This window comes from Streptomyces sp. NPDC093795 (assembly GCF_044764665.1).
In the GTDB taxonomy this organism is placed as follows: Bacteria; Actinomycetota; Actinomycetes; order Streptomycetales; family Streptomycetaceae; genus Streptomyces.
Window position 1 is genome coordinate 63,663 of sequence record NZ_JBIWIO010000001.1, and the last position, 25,734, is coordinate 89,396.

Sequence of the window (25,734 nt, forward strand, 5' to 3'; positions counted from 1 at the left end):
TCCCCCGGATCGGTGTGTGGGTTCAGCGCTCGGCGGCGTGGAGGGCGGTGGGCAGGTCGCCCCAGAGATGAGCGGTCGTCTCGACGCCCTTCATGAGGAGGTCGAGTTCGATCTTCTCGTCGGGGGCGTGCCAGCCGTCGGACGGGACGGAGATGCCGAGGAACAGGACGGGTGCGTCCAGGACGTCCTGGAGGTCGGCGGCCGGTCCCGAGCCGCCCTCGCGGGTGTAGCGGACCTTGGCGCCGTCGAAGGCCCGGCTCATGGCCCCGGCGACCGCCTTGAGGGCGGGGTGGTCGAGGGGGGTGAGGCAGGGGCGGGTCGGGGCGCCGAAGACGATCTCGTACCGGATGCCGGCGGGGACGAGACCGGCGAGCCAGTCCCGTACGACCAGTTCGATCTTGCCCGGGTCCTGGCCCGCGACCAGGCGGAACGACAGCTTGAGGTGGGCGGAGGCGGGGACGATCGTCTTGCCGCCGGGGCCCTGGTAGCCGCCGCCGATGCCGTTGACCTCGGCGGTGGGGCGGGCCCAGACCCGCTCCAGGGTGGAGAAGCCCGCCTCGCCCGCCGTGGCGTGCGACTTCGCCGTACGCAGCCAGGCGGCCTCGTCGAAGGGCAGCTCGGCGACGAGGGCGCGCTCGACGTCGGTGAGCTCCGTCACCCCGTCGTAGAAGCCGGGGATCGCCACGCGCTCGCGCTCGTCGTGCAGGGCGGCGACGATCCGGCCGGCGACGGTCGCCGGGTTCGGGACGGCGCCGCCGAAGGAACCGGAGTGGATGTCCTGGTCGGGGCCGTACAGCTCGATCTCGCAGTCGGCGACCCCGCGCATGCCCGTGCAGACGGTGGGCGTGGTCTCGGACCACATGCCGGTGTCGGAGACGATCACGGCGTCGGCGGCGAGCCGCTCGGCGTGGGTCTCGACGAGCTCGCGGAAGTGCGGGGAGCCGGACTCCTCCTCGCCCTCGACGATCAGCTTGAGGTGGACGGCGGGCGCCGTGCGGCCGGTGGCGGCGAGATGGGCCCGGACGCCGAGGGTGTGGAAGAACACCTGGCCCTTGTCGTCGGCCGCCCCGCGCGCGTACATCCGGCCGTCGACGACGGTCGGCTCGAAGGGGTCCGTGCGCCAGCCGTCCTCGCGGGCCGCGGGCTGCACGTCGTGGTGGCCGTAGACCAGGACCGTCGGGGCGTCCAGGTCGTCGGAGGGCCACTCGGCGAAGACGGCGGGGGCGCCGGCGGTCTCCCAGACCTCGACGGTGGTGAAGCCGGTCGCGGTGAGCTTGGCGGCGAGCCACTCGGCACTGCGCCGTACGTCCCCGGCCCGCTCCGGCTGCGCCGACACGGAGGGGATGCGCAGCCACTCGGCCAGGTCGCCGAGGAAGGCGGCACGGTGCTGCTCGATGTACGTACGTACGGCGTGGACGGCGCTGTCCGGGGTCTCGCTCATGCCCCCGAGCCTATCCGGCGCCCGGAGGTGCCTCTCCCAGCAGGAGGGTCTCCAGCTCGGCACGGCCGGGCAGGCGGGCGGGGCGGGCGACCTCACCCGTACGGACGTAGACGAAGGCCGCGGCGACGTCCTCGGGTGGGAGGCCGTGCTGCTCGGCCCAGGCGAGCCGGTAGATCGCGAGCTGGAGGGGGTCGGCGGTCCGCACCCGGCTGGTCTTCCAGTCGACGATCTCGTACGCGCCGGAGTCCGGGTCCCGGTAGACGGCGTCGATCCGGCCGCGGACGACCCGGCCGCCGAGCGTGAGGTGTACGGGGACCTCGACGCGGTACGGGGTGCGCTGGGCGTACGGGGTGCGGGCGAAGGCCTCCTTGAGCTCGTCGAGGTCCCGATCGTCGAGGATCTCGGGCTCGCCCGCGAAGTCCTCGCCGCCGGGCAGCTCCTCCGGGCCGAGGAACGGCAGCGGCAGCTCCTCGAAACGGGACTCCACCCACGCGTGGAACCGGGTGCCCCGGCGGGCGGCCGGCTGCGGCGCCGTGGGCATGGGCCGGGCCAGCTCCTGCGCGAAGCCGTCGGGGTCGGCGGCGAGGCGGAGGACCTGGGAGGCGGAGAGGTAGGCGGGGAGCAGGACGTCGCGGGTGGTGGCGCGGGTGCGGCGGAGTTCTGTGGTGAGGGCGGTGAGGTCGCGGTCCCAGGAGGCGATGGCTCTCGCGTCTTCGGGGGTGAGCGGCTCGGCCTCTTCGCGAGCCTGGTCCCTTGGGGCCGGGACCTTGTCCGCGTGCAGGTCCTCGGGGAGGGCCTCCTCGTCCCAGGTGGGTTCCTCCTCTTCCGGCCAGAGGTCCTCCGGGTGCGGGTTTGGGAGGTCGGGCGCCGCGCTGGGGGGGTTGTGCCCACCCTCCCCCAGACTCCGTCCGGGGGGACCCCCATCGCCCTGCGGAACGATTGCCCACAACCGGTGACGCACGAGATCGGCCGCTTCCTGGCGGCGCTTGAACGACTCCTCATCCAGCGGTAGCGGCCACGTCTGGTCGCCGTCCGACTCCGTCAACGTCGGGTTCTCCGCGTCCGGTTCCGGTTCTTCCGCCCAGGCCTCGATTTCTCCGTGGCCCGCCGCGCAGTGGTCGTGCAGGGACTGGAGGAAGTCCGAGGGGCCGCGGGGCTTCTTCTGGGACGGGCCCCACCAGTGGGCGGAGCCGAGCAGGAGGGAGCGGGGGCGGGTGAAGGTGACGTAGCCGAGGCGGAGTTCCTCGGTGTGCTGGTGGTCCCGCATCTCGTTCTTGAAGGAGGTGAGGGCCTTGGCGTTCCAGGTGTCGATCCGCGGCAGCGTCGCCGCGTCGCCGCGCAGGTCGTGCGGGAGCACCTGGGGCTGGGAGGTCCATGACTCGCGGGCGCGTGCGCTGGGGAACTGTCCGGCGACCAGGCCGGGGACGGCGACGACGTCCCACTCCAGGCCCTTGGACTTGTGGGCGGTGAGGACCTTGACGGTGTTCTCGCCGCCCGGGAGGGCGTTGTCGAGGCCCTTCTCGAACTGGGTGGCCGTGCGCAGGAAGCCGAGGAACGCGAGCAGGCTCGCCTCGCCGTCGAGGGAGGCGAAGCCGGCGGCGATGTCGAGGAAGTGGCCGAGGGTCTCGCGGCGGCGGGCGGCGAGCGCGTGCGGGGAGGCGGAGAGTTCCACCTCGAGGCCGGTCGTGTTCAGGACCCGGTGCAGGACGTCCATGAGGGGGTCGGCGAGCGAGGTGCGCAGGGCGCGCAGTTCGGCGGCGAGGCGCGCGAAGCGGACCCGGGCTTCGGCGGAGAACGCCAGGCCGTCGTCGGCGGCGCCGCCGGAGTCGAGGAACGTGTCGAGGGCGTCGGCGAGGGAGACGACCTCCGCCGGGTCGACGCCCTCGACGGCGGCGGCGAGCCGCTGCTCGGGGTCCGGTTCCGCGCCGCCCCGGTGGACGAGGAGACGGGCCCGGCGCCCGAGGAGGGCGAGGTCGCGGGGGCCGATCCGCCAGCGCGGTCCGGTGAGGAGCCGTACGAGGGAGGCGTTGGCCCCCGGGTCCTGGAGGACCTCGCAGACGGCGACGAGGTCGGCGATCTCGGGCAGGTGGAGGAGGCCGGAGAGGCCGACGACCTCGACGGGCACGTCCCGGGCGACGAGAGCGGCGTGGAGGGCGGGGAAGTCGGTGGCGGTACGGCACAGGACGGCGATCTCGCCGGGTTCACGGCCGGTGCGGACGAGATGGGCGAGGGAGTCGGCCAGCCAGTCGATCTCCTCGGCGTGTGTGCGGAGGAGCGCGATGCGGACACTGCCGTCGTTCTCGGCGCCGGGTGCGGGCCGCAGCGCCTCCACGCCCGCGTGCATGGCGCGCAGGGGGGCGGCGAGCCCGTTGGCGAGGTCGAGGAGCCGGCCGCCGCTGCGCCGGTTCTCGGAGAGCGAGTAGCGGCTCGCGGGGCTGCCGTCCGCGTGCGGGAAGTGCTCGGGGAAGTCGTCCAAGTTGGCGACGGAGGCCCCGCGCCAGCCGTAGATGGCCTGGCAGGGGTCGCCGACGGCGGTCACCGCGTGTCCGGTGGCCCGGCCCTCGGTGCCCTGGCCGAAGAGGCCGGAGAGCAGCAGCCGCTGGGCGACGGACGTGTCCTGGTACTCGTCGAGGAGGACGACCCGGAACTCCTGGCGGAGGATCGCGCCGACCTCGGGCCGGGTGGTGGCGAGCTCGGCGGAGCGGGCGATCTGGTCGCCGAAGTCGAGCAGGTCGCGGGAGCGTTTGGCGGCGCGGTAGCGGACGACGAGGTCGAGGAGTTCGCGGCGGGCGGCGGCGGCCTCGGGGATCTTGCGGAGCTCGGCGTTGCTGAGCTTGGCGTCGGCGAGGGCGGTGAGCAGCGCGGAGTCGTACGAGAGAAGTCTTTCCGGCGGTACGAGGTGTTCGGCGAGCTCGGCGTCGAGGGCGAGCAGGTCGGTGATGAGGGTCGGGAAGGAGCGGGTGAGCGCGGGGTACGGGCCGGGGGCCTCGCGCAGCACGCGCGCGGCGAGCTGGTAGCGGGTGGCGTCGGCCAGGAGCCGGGAGGTGGGTTCGAGGCCGATGCGGAGGCCGTGGTCGGTGAGGAGCTGTCCGGCGAACGCGTGGTAAGTGGAGATGCGCGGCTCGCCCGGGGGGTTGTCCGGGTCGATGACGTCGGGGTCGGTGACTCCGGCGCGGACGAGGGCGGTGCGGACGCGCTCGGCGAGTTCACCTGCGGCCTTGTTGGTGAAGGTGAGACCGAGGACCTGCTCGGGGGCCACCTGTCCCGTGCCGACCAGCCAGACCACGCGGGCGGCCATCACCGTCGTCTTGCCGGAGCCGGCTCCGGCCACGACGACCTGCGGGGCGAGCGGCGCGGTGATGCAGGCCGTCTGCTCCGGGGTGAACGGGATACCGAGGAGCTCCTTGAGCTGCTCGGGGTCGGTGATGCGTGCGGTCACCTCAAAGAGGCTAACGCGGACCACCGACAGTGCGGTCCGGCGCGGCTGCCACGGTGGCTCACCTCACGTGGTCCGGCACGGCCCGGGGCACTTCACGCGGGCCCGCTCCGGTCCAGTTTGGAGAGGTCCACCGTCTCGTCCGCGGGCGGGACGACCACCTTGACGGGCTTGTCGTAGTCGGAGAGCGTGATCGAGCCGGGTTCGTCGCCGCCCGCCTTGACCATTTTCAGGATGTACGGCTTGCCCTCCTGGGCGACGGACACGGTGGAGGTCTCCCGGCCTTCCTTCTTCACCAGGGTCGCGACGGAGGTGCCGTCGACCTCGGCGTCCGGGCCCCTGGCCAGTCCGCTGCGCTCGTCCTTGTCCTTGCCGAGGTCGGAGAGGAGCTCGTCCAGGTCGCAGATGCTCCCGAGGTCGCTGCTGCCGGGCTGTCCCGGAGCGATCTTCAGCCAGCGGCCCTTGACCAGCTCGATCGTGGTGTCGATCTGTGCCTCGGTCATCCCCTGGGAGGTCATGGAGGCCCGCCAGAAGGCCTCGTCGCCCTTCATGTACGTGATCCGGTCGGCCTTGCGGAGTTCGGCGGTGCCGCCCTTGATCTTCATCACGCCGGTGCACTGGTCACGGTCGTCGACGGCGAAGTCGATGTCGAGCGGCTGCCCGTCGGTGACGATCCGGCCGGCCATGCGGAGGGAGGTCGCGGACTGGGTCGCGGTGACGGCCCGGTCGGCGATCTCGTCGGCCGTGAGGCCGGTGAACGGATCGGGGGACGGGGCGATGGCCACGGCGGCGGCCGGAGGGCCCGCGCTCGCCGCCCAGGCCGCCGCGGTCGTGGCGGGTCCCGCGACGACCGCGGCGGTGCAGACAGCGGCCGCGGCAAGGAGCTTTCGGTGGGAGTGGGTCGTCATGCGAGCCTCCTCGCGGATTCCCCGAAGCTCTCACCAGGGTCGCCCCCCGCGCGCGTGGCCGCTACTTCTCCCGCCTGACGGGCCTGGCGTCAGGAAGCGCCCTTCATCAGCTGCTCCATGTCGACGACCTGGTCGGCCGGCGGGGGCGTGGCGGTGACCGGCTTGTCGTAGTCGCTCAGGGTGACCGTGCCGGGCTCCTTGCCGCCGGTCTCGACGACGCGGAGGACGTACGGCTTGGCGGAGTCCTTGGCCACGTACATGGTGGTGGTCTCCCCCTTCTCCCCCTTCTTCGTCAGCACGACGGCCGGCTTGCCGTCGACATCGGCGTCGGCGCCGCGGGTCATGCCCTTGCGCGGGGTCTCCTCGTCCATGTCCTTGACGATGGTCTTGAGGTCGCAGAAGGCGGCGGGGTCGTCCTCACCGCTGCCGGCCGGCATCTTCAGCCAGCGGCCCTTGAGCAGCGCGGACATGGCGCCGCTCTCTTCCGCCGACGCGCCGTCCTCGCCGCCGGTGGAGCGCCAGAAGGCGTCGTCGCCCTTCATGTAGCTGACGCCGCCGGTGCCGACGACCTCGGCCTTGCCACCCTTGGCGGCCTGCATCGTGCCCTTGCACGAGCCCTTCGCGTCGACGGAGAAGTCGATCGTCATCTCCTCGCCGTCGGTCGTGCCGGCGCTCTTCATCCGGAAGGCGGTGGCCGCCTTCGTCGTCTCGACGGCCTTGTCCGCGATGGCGTCGGCCGTGAGACCCGCGAAGGGGTCGGCGGGCTTGTCGTCGCCCGTGGAACAGCCCGTGACACCGGCGACCACGGCCACACAGACCGTCGCCGCCGCCCAGAGCTTCCTGTTGGCCCTCATCCGCGTACTCCTCAACGTCATTCACAGCTTGTCTTCACGTCGTCCTTACAGGGACGACGCGAGAGAGTGACCAGGAAGGACGGGCAAAGGATGTACGAAGAGGAACGTGAGCCTCCCCACACCGCGCGCCGCACGGGGAGCGGAGGTGTCAGTCGACGACCTGGCGGCCCTCGGGCCGGGCGCTGCACGAGGCCCGGAAGGAGCAGGTCGTGCAGTGCTGGCCGGTGGTGGGCGTGAAGCGTTCGTCGAGGACCCGGCCGGCGGCGTTGGCGAGCAGCTCACCGACCCACTCCCCCGCGAGCGGCTGCTGCGCCTGGACCTTCGGGAGGGCGTCGCCCCCCTCCTTCTGCGGGGCGGCCTGCCGCAGCTGTACGAGTTCGGCGCCGCCCGGCTCGGGCCGGTGGCCGTCGAAGACCTCGTCGAGGGCGCCCTCCCGGACGGCGAGCTGGTAGACAGCGAGCTGCGGGTGGTGGGCGACCTCGTCGCGGGTGGGGGCCGACTTGCCGGTCTTGAAGTCGACGACGTACGCGCGGCCGTGTTCGTCGGTCTCGACGCGGTCCATGGAGCCCCGGATGCGGACCTCGTACTCCCCCGCCTCCAGGGTCACGTCGAAGGCGTGCTCCGAGGCGGCGGGGGTGCGGCCGCCCCGGTCCATGACGTGCCAGCTGAGGAAGCGCTCCAGGGCCACGCGCGCGTGGGCCTTCTCCTGCGCCGACTTCCAGGGGGCGTCGAAGGCGAGGGCGTCCCAGACGGAGTCCAGGCGGGCCATGAGGACGTCGAGGTCGGCGGGGGTACGGCCGGAGGCGACCTCGTCGGCTAGGACGTGGACGACGTTGCCGAAGCCCTGGGCGGCGGTGGCGGGGGCGGCGGCCTTGACCTCGCGGCCCAGGAACCACTGGAGGGCACAGGTCGAGACCAGGTTCTCCAGGGAGCTCGGCGAGAGGGCCACGGGCAGGTCGCGGTCGCGCAGCGGGACCGTGCTCCGCGTCGGCTCGAACAGGCCCCACCAGCGGTCCGGGTGTGCGGCCGGGACCAGCGGCTGCCCGTCCTCGTCGGTGAGCGCGGCGAGCCGGGCCAGGCGGTGGGCGGCCGCGTCGCGGAGCGCGGGCGAGGCCGCCGGGTCGACGGTGGTGGCGCGCAGCTCGGCGACGAGGGCGGAGACGGCGAGGGGGCGGCGGGGGCGGCCGGGCACGTCCTTCGGCTCGGCGCCGAGCTCGGTGAGGAAACGGGACGGCTGGTCGCCGTCCTCGGCGGGGGCCTTCACGGCGGTGACGACGAGCCGCTCACGCGCGCGCGTGGCGGCGACGTAGAAGAGGCGGCGTTCCTCCGCGAGGAGGGCGCCGGGGGTGAGGGGCTCGGCGAGGCCGTCGCGGCCGATGCGGTCGGCCTCCAGGAGGGAGCCGCGGCGGCGCAGGTCGGGCCAGAGGCGCTCCTGGACGCCGGCGACGACGACGAGGCTCCATTCGAGGCCCTTGGAGCGGTGGGCGGTCATCAGGCGGACGGCGTCGGGGCGGGTGTGGCGGCGGGTGAGGGTGTCGGCGGCGATGTCCTGGGCGTCGAGCTCTTCGAGGAAGTTGAGGACACCGCGGCCGCCGACGCGTTCCTCGGCGCGGGCGGCGGTCTCGAACAGGGCGCAGACGGCGTCGAGGTCACGGTCGGCGTTGCGGCCGGCGGGGCCGCCGCGGAGGGCGGCGCGTTCGAGGCGGCCGGGCCAGGGGGTGCCGCTCCAGAGCACCCAGAGGGCCTCCTCGGCGGTGCCGCCGTCGGCGAGCCGGGTGCGGGTCTCACGGAGCAGGTCGCCGAGCCGCTTCGCGCCGCGGGCGTAGGCGGGGTCGTGGGCGACGAGGCGTTCGGGCTCGGCGAGGGCGCGGGCGAGGAGGACGTCGGAGGGGGGCGGGACCTTGTTGCCTGCGGCGCGTTCCTCGTCTCTGAGGGCGCGGCCCAGGCGGCGTAGGTCTGCGGGGTCCACGCCGGCGAGGGGGGAGGCGAGGAGTTCGAGCGCGGTCTCGGTGGGAAGCCAGGCGGTGGGGGCGTCGGGCTCGGCGGGCTCGGCGTCCGGGCCGTGGGTCGCCGGCGGTGCGGCTCCGTGGGGGGGTGTGCCCACCCGTTCCGCCCCGGCGGAACGCATGCCCACACCCTGGTCAGATCCCGTTGTGCGCATGCCCACAACAGGTTCCGAGACCGCTCTGAGCGCCAGCAGCAGCGGCGCCACCGCCGGTTCGTGCCTCAGCGGCGTGTCCGCCGCGTCTGTTTCCACCGGGACGCCTGCCGAGGTGAGGGCTCGGCGGAGGGACGGGAGGGAGGAGGCGGCGCGGGTGAGGACGGCCATGTCCTGCCAGGGGACGCCGTCCTCCAGGTGGGCGCGGCGCAGCAGGTCGGCGATGTTCTCGGCCTCCGCCGACGCCGTCGGGTACGTGTACGCCTCCGCCCCGCCCCCGTCCCGTACCGCCGTGAGGTCGCGGTGGGCGCGGACCTTGTCGGCGGGGAGCCGGGGCATCGGCATGCGCTGGGCGAGCAGCCGGGTCGCGCCGAGGAGGCCTGCTCCGGAGCGGCGGGCGGTGCGCAGGACGCGGACGTCCGCGCCGCCGAAGGAGGAGGGGAAGTCGAGGATGCCGTTCACGTCGGCGCCCCGGAAGGCGTAGATGGACTGGTCCGGGTCGCCGAAGGCGACCACCGTGCTCCGTCCGCCGCCCGCGAGCGCGTGCAGGAGCCGGACCTGGGCCGGGTCGGTGTCCTGGTACTCGTCGACGTACACCGCGTCGTACGCGGGCAGGCTGACGTTCCCGGCGAGCAGCACGGCCCGGTGGACGAGCTCCGTGTAGTCGAGGACGCCCTGGAGGTCGAGGACGTCGAGGTACTCGGCGAGGAAGCCGGCCGCCGCCTTCCAGTCCGGGCGGCCGACCCGCTCGGCGAAGCGGGCGAGCGCGTCCGGTCCGAGGCCCAGCTCGCGGGAGCGGGCGAGGACGGCCCGTACCTCGTCGGCGAAGCCACGGGTGGTGAGGCAGGCGCGGAGTTCGTCGGGCCAGCGGATGTTTCCGAGGCCGCTCTTCTCCAGGTCGATGTGGCCGGCGAGCAGTTCTCGTACGGCGAGGTCCTGCTCGGGTCCGGAGAGGAGCCGTAGCGGTTCGGCGAAGAGTTCCGCGTCCTGGTGGGCGCGGATCAGGGCGTAGCAGTACGAGTGGAAGGTGGTGGCCTGCGGCGGGCGGCGGCCGCCGAGCCGGGCGGCCATGCGGTCGCGGAGTTCGACGGCGGCCTTGCGGCTGAAGGTGAGGACGAGGAGGCGTTCGGGGTCGGCGCCCTTCTCCATGCGGGCGGCGACGGCCTCGACGAGGGTCGTCGTCTTGCCGGTGCCGGGTCCGGCGAGGACGAGAAGCGGTCCGCCGGTGTGGTCAACCACTTCCCGTTGGGCTGCGTCCAGCTGAGGGGGATCCATCGGGGCCGGCGTGGTACGCACCAGTCGGTACGCGCCCGGGGTCCGCTGCCGTCCCGTACCCGGGTGCGGCTGTCCCTGGTGCGACGGCGTACGCCGGGTGGTGGAGGAGGTACTCACGTGGGTCGCCGGTCCTGGTGGGAGTGGTGGTGCGGGTGAGACGGCCGTCCGCCGCGGCCGGCCTCCGCGTGCGGCGGCCCGGCGCCTCGGGAGACGCGCACGTCGACGTTACGCGAAACGGGCCGTCGCCGAGCCGTACTCCGTGCCCCGATCCGTACCGCACGGCCGCCGTCGGGCGCGGTGCGCGCCCCGTCCGGCCCGCGCTCCCCCGGTCGGCACGCGTGCTCCCCCGGTCGGCACGCTCAGGTGTGAGTTCCGTCCCAGCGGGCCCGCCGCATGTCGATCCTCGGTATGTGTCCCTCGGTCGCCGGGCCGGCCTCGCGCAGCGGGGTGCCCTCCTCGCGGTAGTGGCCGAGGGCCCTCAGTTCGTGCCCGGGCAGCAGCGTGCCGTCCGCGCGGACCACCCGCCACCAGGGCGCGGTCCCGCCGTACAGGGCCATCACCCGGCCGACCTGACGCGGCCCGCCCTCGCCCAGCCACTCGGCGACGTCGCCGTAGGTCATCACGCGGCCGGGCGGGATCCCGTCGGCGACGTCGAGTACCCGCTCCGCGTACTCGGGCAGTTCCCCGGTCTCCCCCACAGGCACCTCCATGCTCATCCGCCCCATCGTGCCTCACCCCACCGACATGGCCCTGATGCCTCCGCGCGGCGGCTCTTCGTGCCACCATCGTGCGGGCGGTGACTGGTGATACGAGATCAAGAGCGACAAATACAAGAACGAGAACGACAAGACGCGCATGCAGAGACGGACATGGTGATGGGCCAGGACATTCAGCCTCCGGAGGAGGCTCAGCCCGACGTGCCCGAGCGGGTCTCCGGCGACGAGCCGCTGCTCGCGGCCCGTGTCCACCGGCCCTCCGACCTGATGCGGCTGCTCTCCGGTCTCCTCGCCATCGGGCTCGTCATCGCCGTCGCCGCGTTCGCCCACGCGACGACCTCGGGCCTCGAGCAGGACATCAACGAGGGCGCCGGTGGCGCCCCGGACGTCTTCGTCAAGATCGCCGGTCTCGTCTCCTCCATCGCCGTCCTGCTCGTCCCCGTAGCCTTCGCCATCGAGCGGCTGATCAAACGCGACGGACTGCGCATCGCGGACGGCGTCCTCGCGGCCGTCCTCGCGCACGGCGTCACCCTCGCCACCGACCTCTGGGTCGCCCAGGCCGCGCCCGGCACGATCCAGGACGCGCTGACCCAGCCCCAGTCCGGCGGCGGGCTGACCGACCCGGTGCACAACTACCTGGCCCCGGTCATCGCGTACATGACCGCCGTCGGCATGGCACGCCGACCACGCTGGCGGGTGTCGCTCTGGGTGGTGCTGCTGCTCGACGCGTTCACGATGCTGATGGCCGGCTACACCACCGCGCTCTCGATCATCCTGACCGTCCTGATCGGCTGGACGGTGGCGTACGGCACGCTGTACGCGGTCGGCTCCCCCAATGTCCGGCCCACCGGGCAGACCCTCCTCGCCGGCCTGCGCCGGGTCGGCTTCCGGCCGGTGACGGCGCTGCGCGCGGAGGGCGTGCCCGACTCGGCGGAGAGCGCGGACCGGGGCCGCCGGTACATCGTGACCCTGGAGGACGGACCACCGCTCGACGTCACCGTCGTCGACCGGGAGCAGCAGGCGCACGGCTTCTTCTACCGCGCGTGGCGGCGGATCACCCTGCGGACGATCACCACCCGCCGCTCGATCGTGTCGCTGCGGCAGGCCCTGGAGCAGGAGGCGCTCCTCGCGTACGCGGCGATCGCCGCCGGGGCGAACGCGCCGAAGCTGATCGCCACCTCGGAGCTCGGCCCGGACGCCGTGATGCTCGTGTACGAGCACATCGGCGGCCGGAGCCTGGACTCGCTCGACGACCACGAGATCACCGACGAGCTGGTCCGCAGCGCCTTCCGGCAGGTGCGGGCGCTCCAGTCGCGCCGGATCGCGCACCGCAGGCTCACCGGCGACGCGATCCTGGTGGATCGTTCCGGCAGGGTGATCCTGACCGATCTGCGCGGCGGCGAGATCGCCGCCGGTGACCTGGTCCTGCGGATGGACATCGCCCAGCTGCTCACCACCCTCGGGCTGCGGGTCGGAGCCGAGCGGGCGGTCGCCGCGGCCGTCGCGGTACTCGGCCCCGACGCCGTCGCCGACTGTCTGCCGCTGCTCCAGCCCATCGCGCTGAGCCGCTCCACGCGCGCGACGCTCCGGAAACTGGCCAGAGAGAGGTCGGCCAGGGAGCGGGAAGCCGTGGTCGCCGCCTCGGAGGCGGCCAAGCACGAGAGGGAGCTGGCGAAGGCGCACCCCGTGGAGGCCGTCGCGGATCCCACGGTCGTACACGCCGAGATCAAGACCGAGATCAAGACCGGAACCAAGACCGAGTCCAAGGGCGGGACCAAGGCCGAGAAGAAGGCGGACAAGAAGGCCGAGAAGCGGGCCCTCGACACGGCGCTCGACGAGGCCCGTGAGGAGGACCTGCTGGCCCAGATCCGCCAGCAGGTGCTGCTCATCCGCCCGCAGGCGCCCGTGGAGCCGGTCCGCCTGGAGCGGATCAAGCCGCGGACCCTGGTCAGCCTCATCGCCGGCGCCGTCGCCGCGTACTTCCTGCTCTCGCAGATCGCCAGTACGCCGCTGTCGACGGTCAGCGAGGCGGACTGGCGGTGGGTGGCGGCCGCCGTGCTGTTCTCCGCCGTCAGCTATGTGGCGGCGGCGATGAGCCTGCTCGGCTTCGTCCCGGAGCGGGTCGGGTTCTGGCGGACGGTGGTGGCGCAGGTCGCCGGCTCGTTCGTGAAGATCGTCGCCCCGGCGGCGGTCGGCGGTGTCGCCCTCAACACCCGCTTCCTCCAGCGCGCGGGCGTACGGCCGGGGCTCGCGGTGGCGAGCGTCGGCGCCTCGCAGCTCTTCGGTCTCGGGGCGCACATCCTGCTCCTCCTGTCCTTCGGCTATCTGACGGGCACGGAGAAGTCGCAGTCGTTCACCCCGTCGAGGACGGTCATCGCCGGTCTGCTGACGGTCGCGGTGCTCGTCCTGGTGGTGACGGCGATCCCGTTCATGCGGAAGTTCGTGTCGACGCGGCTGCGGTCGCTCTTCGCCGGTGTGGTGCCGCGCATGCTGGACGTGCTCCAGCGGCCGATGAAGCTGATCACCGGCATCGGCGGGATGCTGCTGCTCACCGGCGCGTTCGTGCTCTGCCTCGACGCCTCGATCCGGGCCTTCGGCCACGGCCACCCGTCGATCAGCTACGCGAGCGTGGCGGTCGTCTTCCTCGCGGGCAACGCCCTCGGCTCGGCGGCGCCGACGCCGGGCGGTGTCGGCGCGGTCGAGGGCGCGCTGACCCTCGGTCTGGTGGCGGTGGGCCTGCCGATCGAGGTCGCGACCCCGGCGGTCCTGCTGTACCGGCTGCTGACGCTGTGGATCCCGGTGCTGCCGGGCTGGATCTGCTTCAACTGGCTGACGAAGCGCGAGGCGCTGTAGCCGCCGAGGCGCTGTGACCAGCCAAGGCGCGGTGACCGGTCGCCCTGCCGACTCGGCCGTCCCGCCCGCCACCCGCATGGCCCCCCGCCCCGCGCGGGGGCCGTGGCGGCGGCCCACGATGGTCCCATGGCCCTCTCCGCCGCCCAGCGCGCCGCTCTGCTGACCGCCACCACCGTGCTGCTCGCCGCCGGGTGCTCGGACGGGGGAGACGAGGGGGCGGACACGACGAAGCCGAGCGGCTCGGCCGGGCTCTCGGCCCTGACGGCGCAGCGACTGAACTGGGCGCCGTGCCCGCCGCCCTCCGTCGCCGAGGGCGGCGGTGAGGCGCCCTCCCCGCTCCCCGGCGGCGTCGCCTGGGAGTGCTCCTTCCTCCAGACGCCGCTGGACTGGTCGGTGCCGGAGGGCGAGACCATCGAGCTCGCCCTCATCCGGGCCCGCGCCCGTGACAAGGACCGGCGGATCGGTTCGCTCGTCTTCAACTTCGGCGGGCCCGGCGGCTCCGGCATCACCGGTCTTCCCGGCTTCGCGAAGGACTACGAGACCCTGCGCGGCCGCTACGACCTGGTCTCCTTCGACCCGCGCGGGGTGGGCCGCAGCGACCCCGTCGAGTGCGCGACCGACAAGGAGCTCGACGCCTACTACGCCCTGGACTTCACGCCCGACGACGAGGCCGAGGAGCGGACGCTCTCCGACGCGCAGAAGAAGTACGCGGCCGGCTGCGAGAAGGACGCCGGCCGGGCCCTGCCGCACGTCGGCACCGAGAACGCCGCCCGGGACATGGACCTGATGCGCCAGGTCCTCGGGGACGACAAGCTCCACTACTTCGGCATCTCGTACGGCACGGAACTCGGCGGTGTCTACGCCCATCTGTTCCCCGACAACGTCGGCCGGGCCGTCTTCGACGCCGTGGTCGACCCGGACGCCGGCGTGGAGGACGGCGCGCTCGGCCAGGCGAAGGGCTTCCAGCTCGCCCTGGACAACTTCGCCCGGGACTGTGTGGACCGCGGAGACGAGTGCGCCCTGCCCGGCACGAGCGTCGCCCAGATCGAGTCCTTCGTCACGGACCTCCTCGCGGCGCTCGACAAGGACCCGATCCCGGGCATCGGCGACCGCGAGCTCACCCAGACGCAGGCCACCAACGGCATCGCGCAGGCCCTGTACTCGAAGGAGTTCTGGACCTATCTGGAGCAGGGGCTCGACGCGGCCGACGGCGGCGACGGGGCGCTGCTCCTCTCGCTCTCCGACTCCATGAACGGGCGCGGCCAGAACGGCTCGTACAGCAACATCCAGGCCGCCAACGCCGCCATCAACTGCGTGGACTTCAAGGAGCGCTACACCCTCGGCCAGGCGAAGGAGCGGCTCGGCCAGTTCCGCGAGGCCTCCCCCGTCTTCGGCGACTTCATGGGCTGGGCCCTGTCCAGCTGCTCGCAGTGGCCGGTGGCCGGGACCTGGGAGCACCCGGACGTCTCCGCGCCCGGTTCGGCGCCGATCCTGGTCGTCGGCAACACCGGCGACCCCGCCACCCCGTACGAGGGCGCGCGGTCGATGGTGAAGGCGCTGGGCCAGGGTGTCGGCGTGGAGCTGACGTACGAGGGCGAGGGCCACGGCGCCTACAACAGCGGCAGCGCGTGCGTGAAGAAGGCGGTCGACGCGTACCTCCTGGACGGCAAGGTCCCGGCCTCGGGGACGGTCTGCAAGTAGGACAGCCGGCCCGCCTAGGATGGCCGCCTTGCCGGGATCCTGGGGGGAACACATGTCCATACGTGTACGCATGACGGTTTTGGCCGTGACCGGGGTACTGGTGGCGGGCTGCACGAGCACGGAGGGCGGGGACGCCAAGCCGCCGGCCACGGCCCCCGGCTCCCCCTCGTCCTCCGCCACCGCCGCCGCCGCCACACCCACCGCCACCGCGAAGGCCCTGCCCCCGATCCCCGGCCCCCTCACCGGCCAGCGCCCCACCTGGAAGCGCTGCCCGGCCCCGGAAGGCGGGCAGAAGCCGGGCGCGCAGTGGCGCTGCGCCACGGTGACGGTGCCGGTGGACTACGCGAAGCCGGGCGGCGCCACCCTCCCGGTCGCGCTGATCCGCAAGGAGGCCACCGACGAGCGGGGCCGCATCGGTTCGCTCCTCTTCAACTTCGGCGGCCCCGGCGGCTCCGGGGTGGAGACGCTGCCGCAGCTGGAGGACGAGTACCGGAAGCTCGGTGAGCGTTACGACCTGGTCGGCTTCGACCCGCGGGGCGTGGGCCGCAGCGCCGGCGTGGTCTGCCGGACCGACGCCGAACAGGCCGCCGCCGAGGCCGTCGCCGACCTCACCCCGGACTCGGCCGCCGAGGAGGCCGCGTACCTGAAGGACAGCGCCGACTTCGGGGCCGGTTGCGCCCGCCGTTCCGCCCCGCTCCTCCCTCACACCACGACCACCGCCACCGCCCGCGACATGGATCTGATCCGGCAGGTCCTCGGGGACGAGAAGCTCCACTACTTCGGCATCTCGTACGGGACCCAGCTCGGCGGCACGTACGCCCACCTCTTCCCGGGGAACGTGGGCCGGCTCGTCCTCGACGCGGTCGTCGACCCGACCGCCGACTCCGTCGGGCACGCCCGGCACCAGACGGTCGGCTTCCAGCGGGCCCTGGACAACTACCTGAAGAGCACCGGCCAGGACCCGAAGGCCGGGACCGAGCGGATCTCAGGGCTGCTGCGGAAGCTCGACCGCGCGCCGCTGACGGTCGGCGAGCGGCGGCTCACCGAGAGCCTGGCGCTCACGGGCATCGCGGTCACGCTGTACGGGGAAGCCAACTGGCCCCTGCTGACCGAGGCCCTGGCCGAGGCCGAGCAGGGGCGCGGCGGCGCCCTGCTCCAGCTCGCGGACTTCTACAACGACCGGGACGAGAAGGGCCGTTACTCGACCCAGTCGCACTCGCAGCGGGCCATCTCCTGCGCCGACTCCAGCGAACGCCCGACCGCCGCGCAGGCGAAGGCGCTGCTGCCCGAGTTCCGCCGGCTCTCCCCCGTGTTCGGCGCGATGCTCGCCTGGGACACGGCCGGCTGGTGCGCGGACTGGCCGGTGAAGGGCGAGCGGGCCACCCCGGAGGCGAGCGCCCCGGGCGCGGCGCCGGTCCTGGTCGTCGGGACGACGGGCGACCCGGCCACCCCGTACGAGGGCGCGGAGAAGATGGCGAAGGAGCTCGGGGACGGGGTCGGTGTCCTGCTCACCAACAAGGGTGAGGGCCACGGCGCCTACGGGACCTCGGCGTGCGTGACGCGGACGGTCGACGCGTACCTCCTGAAGGGCACGGTCCCGAAGTACGGCACGACCTGTTCGTGACGGGAACGCGGAAGGGCCCGGACCTCGTGCTGAGGTCCGGGCCCTTCCATGAGTCACTCGGGTCTAGTAGACCGGCTTCTCGGGCTCGATCTGGTGGACCCAGCCGATCACGCCGCCGCCCACGTGCACCGCGTCCGCGAAGCCCGCGGACTTGAGCACCGCGAGGACTTCCGCACTGCGGACACCCGTCTTGCAGTGCAGGACGATCCGCTTGTCCTGCGGGAGGTCCTGGAGGGCGGTGCCCATCAGGAACTCGTTCTTCGGGATCAGGCGCGCACCGGGGATCGAGACGATCTCGTACTCGTTGACCTCGCGGACATCGATGATGTCGATGTTCTCGCCCTCGTCGATCCACTCCTTGAGCTGCTTCGGAGTGATCGTGGAGCCGAGCGCCGCCTCCTGGGCCTCCTCGGACACGACGCCGCAGAAGGCCTCGTAGTCGATGAGCTCGGTGACGGTCGGGTTCTCGCCGCAGACCGCGCAGTTCGGGTCCTTGCGGACCTTGACCTGGCGGTACTGCATCTCCAGGGCGTCGTAGATCATCAGACGGCCGACCAGCGGGTCGCCCACGCCGGCCAGGAGCTTGATGGCCTCGGTGACCTGGATGGAGCCGATGGACGCGCAGAGCACGCCGAGGACGCCGCCCTCGGCGCAGGACGGGACCATGCCCGGCGGCGGGGGCTCCGGGTAGAGGCAGCGGTAGCAGGGACCGTGCTCGGACCAGAAGACGGACGCCTGACCGTCGAAGCGGTAGATCGAACCCCAGACGTACGGCTTGTTGAGCAGCACGGCCGCGTCGTTCACCAGGTAGCGCGTGGCGAAGTTGTCCGTGCCGTCGACGATCAGGTCGTACTGGCTGAAGATGTCCATCACGTTCTCGGCCTCGAGCCGCTCTTCGTGGAGGATCACGTTCACGTACGGGTTGATGCCGAGCACGCTGTCGCGCGCCGAGGCGGCCTTGGAACGGCCGATGTCGGCCTGGCTGTGGATGATCTGGCGCTGGAGGTTCGACTCGTCGACCTCGTCGAACTCCACGATGCCGAGCGTGCCCACGCCGGCGGCGGCCAGGTACATCAGCGCCGGCGAGCCGAGGCCACCGGCGCCGACACACAGCACCTTGGCGTTCTTCAGCCGCTTCTGCCCGTCCATCCCGACGTCCGGGATGATCAGGTGGCGGGAGTACCTGCGGACCTCGTCTACGGTGAGCTCGGCAGCCGGCTCGACCAGGGGTGGCAGCGACACGGGGGCTCCGGTGGTCGGTATGTCAGTACGGTTGTTCTCCCCGTAACACTGCCACGCCCCTTCTCATTCCGAGACACCCGGTCCGATCCGCGAGACGATTTCGTCCCAGTAGCCGGGCAGCGAGTGGAATGGGGCGGTTTGTCCCGGGACCCCCGTCCGGTCGGTGAAGAAGATCGTCCCGGCCCCCTGCCAGCGGGCGATCCGCAGGGCCTCGTCGAGGTGGGTGCGCGGGACCCCGTGGACGAGGTGGACGAACTTCGTCTCCGTGTACTCGGCGGTCCACTCGGCCACCTGCGACCAGCGGTAGTCCACCCAGGCGCCGGAGAAGGTCACCAGCTGGTCGGCGGTCTCGGCGTACCCCGGATGGGGGTGGGTGCCGTGGCCGAGGACCAGGTGGGCCTCGCCGCCGAGGACCGCCTCCAGGGTCGCGGTGACCCGCCGCACCCCGGCCAGGTCCGCCCGGTCCGCGGGGCAGCGGTCCAGGTAGTAGCCGTCGACCTTGTACCAGTCGAGGAAGCGGTGGGCGTCGGAGACGAGCTCCCCGAAGGGCCGGGAGCCGTAGGCCGCGTCCAGGTGTCCGAGGACCCTGACCCCGGCGTTACGGAGCTTCCCCGCCGCCTCCAGACAGTGCGGGTCGGGACGGCTGCCCGGCCCCTCCGCCACGTTGAGCACGGCCCAGTGCAGCGGGGTTCCCGGGCGGGTCAGCTCGCCCCACTCGACGGGGGCGAGCAGCGGGTGGGCGTAGCCGGGGACGCCCACCCCCACCGCCTGGACCGCCCCGGTCGCCGTGCTCGTCGTCAGATGCGACACGCCGCCTCCATCCAGATGTCGGCGAGGGACTCCTCCAGGTTGATCCGGGGCCGCCAGCCGAGCCGGTCGCGGGCGGTGCGGACGTCGGCCTGCTGCCAGGGACCGCAGCCGTCGGGGTACGGGTAGGGGGCCGAGGCCAGCTGGTCGGCGATGGTCCCCTCGGAGCGGGGGGCGCCGATCATCGGGCGCTGCGGCATGCCGTGCGGGGCGTCCAGCTCGTGCAGGTTGCCGGAGTAGCCCGCGACCCTGGCCAGGACGGCGGCGGCGTCGCGGAGCCGGACCGCGCGGCCGGTGCCGATGTTGACGACGCCCTGGGCGGCGGAGAGCGAGGCCGCGTGGACGGCACGCGCCACGTCCCGTACGTCGACGAAGTCCCGCTGCACCCCGAGGCCGCTGAGCTTGAGCTCACCGTCCCCGGCCTGCATGGCGCGGCGCATCGCCTCGGCGAGCCGGCCGAGGGGCGAGCCGGCCGGCGTGCCGGGGCCGACGGGCGAGAACACCCGGAGCACCACGGCGTCGAGCCCCGAACCCAGGACGAGTTCGGTCGCCGCCAGCTTCGACACCCCGTAGGGGCCGCCGGGGCGCGGCACGGCGTCCTCGGCCGTGGAGGCGCCGGGCTGGCTCGGCCCGTACTCCGAGGCGCAGCCGACCTGGACGAGCCGGGCGCCGCAGCCGCTGCGGCGCAGGGCCTCGCAGACGGTGGCGACGGCGACGGTGTTGTGCCGGGTCAGGTCGCGGGCGCCGCCACGGGTGGCGCCCGCGCAGTTGACGACGACCCCGGGGTGCACGGCGTCGAGGAAGCGGGTCAGCGCGCCGGGGCTGCCGGAGGCGAGGTCGAAACGCACGTCGGCGTCGTCGCCCCGGCCGAGCGCGGTGAGGTGGACGGCCGGGTCGGCGAGCAGCCGATCGGCGACGAAGCGTCCGATGAAGCCGTTGGCTCCGAGCAGTAGCACCCTCATCGTGCGGCCCCTTGGTGCCGACCGGCCGTTCCTTGGGGTTGCGGGGTCATGGTCTTCGTTCTCCTTGCGGGGTGGTGAGAGAGGTGACGGGGCACGCCCGCGGCGTCGGCTCCGCGGGTGCGCGGGGGATTCACGGGGTGGGGTGGGCCGAGGCCCGGACGAGGGCGCCGGACGCGTGGGCCAGCAGGCCGAGCGCGGCGGCGCCGCAGACGAGGGTGGGTACGGCCCCGGGGCCCCAGGCGTCGACGACGGCACGCACGGGTGCGGCGAGCGCGTCGAAGCCGGGGACGGGGACGCGGGCGGCGAGGACGCTCGCGAGGGCGAGGGCCTCGGCCGCGCCGGCGGCGGCGAGGGCGGCCGTGGCCGTCTCGGGGAAGCCGTGGACGGTGAGGAGCCGGGCGAACAGCAGGAGCGCGCCGAGGGCCAGGGCTCCGGAGCTGAACCCGGTGAGCCCGAGCAGGACGGTGAGGGCGAGGAGCTGGAGGGTCACGGTGCCGAGGAGCAGCGGCCGGGCGCCGGCGGCGAAGTCGGCGAGGCCCCGGCTGTCGGCGATCCTGCGGCGCGCCCCGTTCGCGAAGAGCTGGGCGCACCAGGCGGCGGGGGCGACGGCGAGGGCGAGGCCGAGGAGGGGCCCGGGGGCCAGGTCCCAGGGGCCGTCGGGGCCGCCGCTGAGCACCTGCGTCAGGAGTCCGTCGCCGCAGACGGCGTACGCCAGGAGCCAGAGGGTCCAGAGGCGGGCGGCGGGCACGGCGGTGCCGTCGGGGGCACGGAGGGGGCCGCGCCGGACGGCGAACAGGAGGGCGCCCGCGAGCAGGAGGGCGCCGGTCGCGCCGACCGCGAGACGTACGGGCCCGTGGGTGACGGCGAGCCCGATGCCGGTGAGCGCGGCGGCGGCTCCGGGGGTGAGGGCGGCGAGCACCCACGCGTCCGTAGGGGGTGCCACCGGCGCCGGGGGCGGCGCGGGCTCGCCGCCGCGGGGCACGCGCGCGTACAGCTCCTCGGCGAGCGAGAAGACGTCCCGGTGCCGGAACCGCGCGGCGGTCCGGTCGGTGAACCCCTGGGCTTCGAGCCCGGCGGCGATCTCCAACGGGTCGACGGCCCACGCGCAGAGCTCCCGGTGCCGGTGCATGAGCACCTTGACGGGGTCGGCGTTCCCACGCCGGGCGCGGGGGGCGGGGGCGGGCGCCGGGGGCGCGACCGGGTCCGGGGTGGGGGTCGGAGGCGGGGCTATCCCGGAGGGTGGCGGGTCCTCGGGGGGGTGGGAGTCGAGGGTTTCGGTGGTGAGGGGGGTCAGGGCGGGGGTGCCGAGGAGGGCTTCGGAGCGGGCGTCCCAGGCTCCGGGGCTCGTCGGGGCGGCGGCGCCGCGCATGGGGGTGTCTCCTTCAGGCATCGGGGGCTCCTGTCCCGGCGGCCACGGCCTTGGGCGCCCAGCTGCCCGGTACGTGCGCCTCGGCGGGGTGGGCGAAGAGCACGCCGTCCCCGGGGCGGTGGCGCACCGGCGCGTGGGAGAGGAGCTCCAGGTAGATACCGCGGAACGCGGCGAGGTTCTGTTCGACGGTGAAGAGTTCGAGCGCGCGGGCGCGGGCGGCGGCGCCCAGGCGGTGCCGGCGGTCGGGGTCGCGGAGCAGCGCGAGGCAGGCGTCGGCGAGCGCCCGGGGGTTGCGCGGGGGGACGACGAGGCCGGTGCCGCCGATGATCTCGACGACCGCGCCGACGTCGGTCGAGACGGTGGCCCGCGCGCAGAACATCGCTTCGACGAGGCTGGCGGGGAAGCCCTCGACGACGCTGGACAGGACGACGACCGCGCCGGAGGCGTAGGTGTCCTCCAGGGTGGGTGCCTCGGGGCCGCCGAGCTCCTCGAAGGTGACCGGGTTCTCGCCGACGGCGTGCGCCCCGGCGGCCTCGTCGGGGAAGAGCTGCGCCGCGAGCCCCTTGCAGTGCGCGAGGTACGCCCCGGCTCCGGGCTCCCGTACGGGCACGGCGACGATCCTCAGCCGGGCGTCGGGCTGCCGGGTACGGATCTCCGCGAAGGCGTGCAGCAGGGCGATGAGGTCCTTGGCGGGTTCCACCCGGCCGACCCAGACCAGGGTGGTGGGGTCGCCGCTCTCCTCGTCCTCGCCGACCTCGGCGAAGCGGTCCGCCGCCATGCCGGGGTGGACGGTGCGGGTCCGGGCCCGGTCGGCGCCGCACTTCTCCTGCCAGCGGCGGGTGTGGGCGTTGCCGGGGGTGAGGAGCGCGGCCTGCCGGTAGACCTCGGCGGCGAGCCGGCCGTGGAGGGCGGCGAGCAGGGTGCGCAGCGGGGCGGAGCGGTCGGCGCCGGCGGCCGAGAGGTAGTGGGAGCGGAGCGGTACGCCGTACTCGGTGACGAGCAGCGGGGTCCCGAAGAGGCGCTTGGCCAGGAGGCCCGGGAGGGCGGTGGTGCCGCCCGCGGCGGCGTGGCAGAGGTCGGCGGCGCCGAGTGCGTCGTCCGTGTACCAGTCGAGGGACAGCGGGCGCAGGGCGCGGGCCAGGTGCTCGGCGAAGGCGAGGCGGTCGGGGAGCCCCGCGGCGGCCGCGCCCCGGCGTGCACCGGGCGCGCGGGAGGCGGATTCGAGGGCGCGGACGGCGTCGTCGGAGCGGAGCGCGCCGGGCAGCCCGTCACGTTCGCGGGCGAGTTCGGCGAGGGCGTAGAGCCCGGTGGCGAAGGCGCTCTCGGCGCGAGCCCCGTCCGCGTCCTCCACGTCCTCCGCGCAGAGGCCGATCGCCAGCTGGTGGAAGGCCTCGACGAAGCGGCGGCGCTCACGCCGGCCGTAGGCACGGCGGGCGGCGCGGTCGCCGAAGGCGGTCCGTTCGAGGAGGTTCCTGCCCGCCGGGGCCGCGTCGGCGCTCCCGAGGTCCGCGGCGCGCGCGACGCGGGTGTTCGGGGGGAGCGGGCGCGGAGCGCCGGAGCCGCCGAGGGCGTACAGGTCGAACTGGTGCTGCCCGAGTCCGCGCACGAGCCGGTCGCACCATACTCCGGTCTCACCGTCGGCGTACGGGTAGCCACCCTCCGTGAGCAGTCCGATCCGCACGAGCGCACCCCCGATCTCCCTTGACGGCGGCCACCGTTGGTCCGGCGACTCGCAGCGGGACGAACGTAAGCGGTGACACCGGTGGTGCGACGGACGGTTGTCCGTCGCACCACTGGAAGGGGTGAATGCACGTAACTTTCCCGCCCCGGTCGCGTTCTGTCGCACTGAGCGGCGAAACGGTCACGGAGCGTCAAGCACCGGCCGACGATATCCGTCCGGCCTCAACTTCCCGGGTACACCCAGGGGTTGGGCCGGCACGCGATCCCCCGGATCTTCAGGGACTTCGTCTGCTGCTGCATCACGGGGGCGAGCGCGCCGGGGGTGTCGCAGTTCACGTGGCCGTGGCCGAGCCGGTGTCCGACCTCGTGGTTGATGAGCATCTGGCGATAGGCGAGCATCGCCTTGGGGCCGAAGGTCTCGGAGCCCTGCGCCCAGCGGAAGGCGTTGATCATCACGCGGTCCGTGGAGGCCGAGTCGCAGGACACGTTGTCGACCGTGGTGTCGAGACCGGACTTCGCGCACCAGACACCGGTGGTGCCGGGGCTCGCGAGCGTCAGGACGAATTCGGTCTCCCCGCTGGAGACGCGCTCGAAGGTCATCGCGCCCCGGCCGGCCCAGCTGCGCGGGTCGTTGAGGGTCTTGAACACGGTCGCGGTGAAGAGCTCCTGGTCGAGACCGAGCCCTTTCTCGATGTCGATCCGGTAGCGGACCAGACGCCCCTTGCCCGGCGCCTTCTGGAGCCCCGGCACGGCCTCGAACTCGCCGGAGCCCTTCAGCTTCGGGTCGATCGGGTACTGGCGGGTGATCAGCTGCTCGTACGTCGGCGGCGGAGGGGCCACGGGCGCCGGCTTCGCCGGGGCGGCCCGCTCCTCGGAACGGGAGGCGGAGCTGTCCTCCACGGACCGGTCGGCCGGTTGTTCGGCGGCGCGGGCGGCGGCCGGTGTCTCTCCCCCGTCGGCGACCTGCCCGGTGACGACGACGGCGAGGACGGTGGCGACGGCGGCGGCCGCGACACCGGTGAGGGTGCGGCCCATGCCCCCGAGACCGGTCGGCGCGTCCGCGTCGGGGACGTCCTCGTGACGGGGCCCGGGGATGAACGGCGCCTCGGGAGCGTCCTGTTCGGGCTGGGTGGCGCGGCGGTGCGAGCCCTGCCGGGGGCCGTACCGCTCGGGCCTGGGCCCGGAGCCCTCGTCGTGCTGCGGATGCCCACCCCGTACGGGTGACCCGAAGACGGGCACGCCGTGCGCCGGGGTGCCCGGCGTCCCGTGGGCGGGGGTGTCACGAACCCCACCGGCGTACGAGGGAGCGGAGGCGGGAGCGCTCCGCGGCGGGGTCCCGTGCGCGGAGGTTCCGTACATCGGGGTCCCGTGCGCGGGTGTCCCGTACAGCGGAGTTCCGTGCGCCGGGGTCCCGGCCGTCTCCTGGTCGCCGCCCGACGTCCTGCGGCGGCGCCCGGTCCCCGGCGCGCGCCCGGCCGCCGGGCCGGATACGCCCGCCGGGCCCGCCGGGCCTGCCGGTCCCGATGCGCCGGCCGGTCCGGCTGTTCCCGCCGACGTTCCCGGCGTTCCCTGCGTCCCCGCCGTCCGTCCTGCCGCCGCCTGCTGCCCCGTGTCGGTCATCGGGGGCGCGGCGCCCTTGCGACTATGTCGTCCCACGCCCCGGCTCAGCTCCCGCCGTGATCGACGATCAGGTCCCGGGCGGCCTGGGCGACCGTCTCGGGGTACTCCATCATCGCCACATGTCCCGCGTCCGGAAGCGTGAGGAGGCGCGAGCCGTGGAAAGCGGCGGCCGCCTTCCTGGCCGTACGGAACGAGACGAGCTGGTCGCGCCCGCCGTACACGAGCAGTGTCGGCGCGAGGACCCGCTCGGCCTGCCGCCACAACCCGTGCTGGCCGCCGAGCGTGTACGCGTCGACGATGCCGCGCGAGGAGCGGGCCATCGCGTCCCAGAAGTACGGGAGCTCCAGGCGCCGCTCCATCTCCTCGACGGCGTGCTGGAGGCCTTCGTCGGTGATCCGGCCGGGGTCCCCGTAACAGAGCCCGAGGACCCCGCGGACCCGCTGCTCGGCCGTCCAGTCCTTGGTGAGCTTCGCGAAGAACGAGGCGACGCCCGGCACCGCGAGCAGCGCCGTGGGCCAGGCCGTGCGCTGGGCCCGCAGATCGGGCAGGGCCGGCGAGACCAGGGTGAGGGTGCGGACCAGGTCGGGCCGGACGGCGGCGACGCGGGTGGCGACGGCGCCGCCGAGCGAGTTGCCGAAGAGATGGACCGGGCCGCGCGCCGCCGAGTCCAGGAGCCGGATGACCGCGCGGGCGTGCCCGGTGACCGAGTAGTTGCCGTCGTCGGGCGGTGGCGAGTCGCCGAAGCCGGGCAGGTCGACGGCCTCACCGTCGACGAGGTCCGCCAGCAGCGGCATCAGGGCGGACCAGTTCAGCGAGGAGCCGCCGAGGCCGTGGACGTACAGCGCGGGCGGGAGACCGGTCCTCGCGCCCGGCCGGGCGCGCACGGTCAGCGTGAGGCCGGGCAGCGACACGGAGCGGAGCTCCTCGCCGTCGGCGATCCGCACGGCGCGGGTGACGCGCGGTGCGGACGGCTCGGCGGCGGGCCGGGTTTCCGGCAGCTCGGTCGACGACATGGCCGCAATATTACGAGACGATCACGCGCCCAGGCGTGTGGGTGCGGTCACACGTGGGTGTGCGGCGGGGCGCAT

General features: G+C 73.8%; 16 protein-coding genes. 3 read left to right on the top strand and 13 right to left on the bottom strand.

Features of this window, described 5'->3' with window-relative positions:
* Positions 1-22 precede the first annotated feature (22 nt).
* From ACIRB7_RS00320 to ACIRB7_RS00345, 6 genes are all read right to left on the bottom strand, one after another.
* The gene (locus ACIRB7_RS00320; RefSeq protein WP_403590162.1) at positions 23-1,441 is read right to left on the bottom strand and encodes a dipeptidase; all 1,419 of its coding nucleotides are present in this window, start codon (positions 1,439-1,441) and stop codon (positions 23-25) included.
* Between the two features lie 10 nt (positions 1,442-1,451).
* Positions 1,452-4,880 carry an ATP-dependent helicase gene (locus ACIRB7_RS00325; RefSeq protein WP_403590165.1) on the bottom strand — a complete coding sequence of 1,143 codons (3,429 nt, stop codon included), beginning with the start codon at positions 4,878-4,880 and terminating at the stop codon, positions 1,452-1,454.
* Positions 4,881-4,972: 92 nt separating this feature from the next.
* Entirely contained in the window at positions 4,973-5,785 is an 813-nt protein-coding gene (locus tag ACIRB7_RS00330) for a hypothetical protein (protein WP_403590168.1), read from the bottom strand.
* Between the two features lie 89 nt (positions 5,786-5,874).
* Positions 5,875-6,639, bottom strand: a complete 765-nt coding sequence (locus tag ACIRB7_RS00335; RefSeq protein WP_403590170.1) for a hypothetical protein — start codon at positions 6,637-6,639, stop codon at positions 5,875-5,877.
* A gap of 148 nt (positions 6,640-6,787) precedes the next feature.
* Complete coding sequence (locus tag ACIRB7_RS00340) at positions 6,788-10,189, bottom strand: ATP-dependent helicase (protein ID WP_403590173.1); 3,402 nt, start codon at positions 10,187-10,189, stop codon at positions 6,788-6,790.
* A 242-nt stretch (positions 10,190-10,431) separates the two neighbouring features.
* Positions 10,432-10,797: an MGMT family protein gene (locus ACIRB7_RS00345; RefSeq protein ID WP_403590176.1), complete on the bottom strand. Its 366-nt coding sequence runs from the start codon at positions 10,795-10,797 to the stop codon at positions 10,432-10,434.
* A gap of 150 nt (positions 10,798-10,947) precedes the next feature.
* Between ACIRB7_RS00345 and ACIRB7_RS00350 the strand changes: the two genes are divergently transcribed.
* The 3 genes from ACIRB7_RS00350 (at position 10,948) to ACIRB7_RS00360 (ending at position 16,966) form a co-directional block, all read left to right on the top strand.
* Complete coding sequence (locus tag ACIRB7_RS00350; RefSeq protein ID WP_403590179.1) at positions 10,948-13,641, top strand: lysylphosphatidylglycerol synthase domain-containing protein; 2,694 nt, start codon at positions 10,948-10,950, stop codon at positions 13,639-13,641.
* A 126-nt stretch (positions 13,642-13,767) separates the two neighbouring features.
* Entirely contained in the window at positions 13,768-15,342 is a 1,575-nt protein-coding gene (locus ACIRB7_RS00355; protein ID WP_403590182.1) for an alpha/beta hydrolase, read from the top strand.
* A 52-nt stretch (positions 15,343-15,394) separates the two neighbouring features.
* On the top strand, positions 15,395-16,966 hold the full coding sequence (locus tag ACIRB7_RS00360) for an alpha/beta hydrolase (protein WP_403590185.1): 1,572 nt from the start codon (positions 15,395-15,397) through the stop codon (positions 16,964-16,966).
* A 63-nt stretch (positions 16,967-17,029) separates the two neighbouring features.
* Here the strand turns inward: ACIRB7_RS00360 and moeZ are convergent, their stop codons facing one another.
* The 7 genes from moeZ to ACIRB7_RS00395 all read right to left on the bottom strand — a co-directional run bounded on the left by moeZ (position 17,030) and on the right by ACIRB7_RS00395 (position 25,659).
* Entirely contained in the window at positions 17,030-18,208 is a 1,179-nt protein-coding gene (gene moeZ, locus ACIRB7_RS00365) for an adenylyltransferase/sulfurtransferase MoeZ (protein WP_351217018.1), read from the bottom strand.
* Between the two features lie 63 nt (positions 18,209-18,271).
* Positions 18,272-19,018, bottom strand: a complete 747-nt coding sequence (locus ACIRB7_RS00370; RefSeq protein WP_403590188.1) for a spherulation-specific family 4 protein — start codon at positions 19,016-19,018, stop codon at positions 18,272-18,274.
* Positions 19,006-19,977 carry an NAD-dependent epimerase/dehydratase family protein gene (locus ACIRB7_RS00375; protein WP_351217022.1) on the bottom strand — a complete coding sequence of 324 codons (972 nt, stop codon included), beginning with the start codon at positions 19,975-19,977 and terminating at the stop codon, positions 19,006-19,008. Before ACIRB7_RS00375 ends, ACIRB7_RS00370 begins: the two co-directional genes overlap by 13 nt.
* 130 nt (positions 19,978-20,107) lie before the next feature.
* Positions 20,108-21,367 carry a hypothetical protein gene (locus tag ACIRB7_RS00380; RefSeq protein ID WP_403590191.1) on the bottom strand — a complete coding sequence of 420 codons (1,260 nt, stop codon included), beginning with the start codon at positions 21,365-21,367 and terminating at the stop codon, positions 20,108-20,110.
* Positions 21,360-23,027 carry a glycosyltransferase gene (locus ACIRB7_RS00385; protein ID WP_403590194.1) on the bottom strand — a complete coding sequence of 556 codons (1,668 nt, stop codon included), beginning with the start codon at positions 23,025-23,027 and terminating at the stop codon, positions 21,360-21,362. Before ACIRB7_RS00385 ends, ACIRB7_RS00380 begins: the two co-directional genes overlap by 8 nt.
* Positions 23,028-23,248: 221 nt before the next feature.
* Complete coding sequence (locus tag ACIRB7_RS00390) at positions 23,249-24,385, bottom strand: DUF3152 domain-containing protein (protein ID WP_403590197.1); 1,137 nt, start codon at positions 24,383-24,385, stop codon at positions 23,249-23,251.
* A gap of 305 nt (positions 24,386-24,690) precedes the next feature.
* Positions 24,691-25,659, bottom strand: coding sequence for an alpha/beta fold hydrolase (locus ACIRB7_RS00395; protein WP_403590199.1), 969 nt, complete (start codon positions 25,657-25,659; stop codon positions 24,691-24,693).
* Positions 25,660-25,734 lie beyond the last annotated feature (75 nt).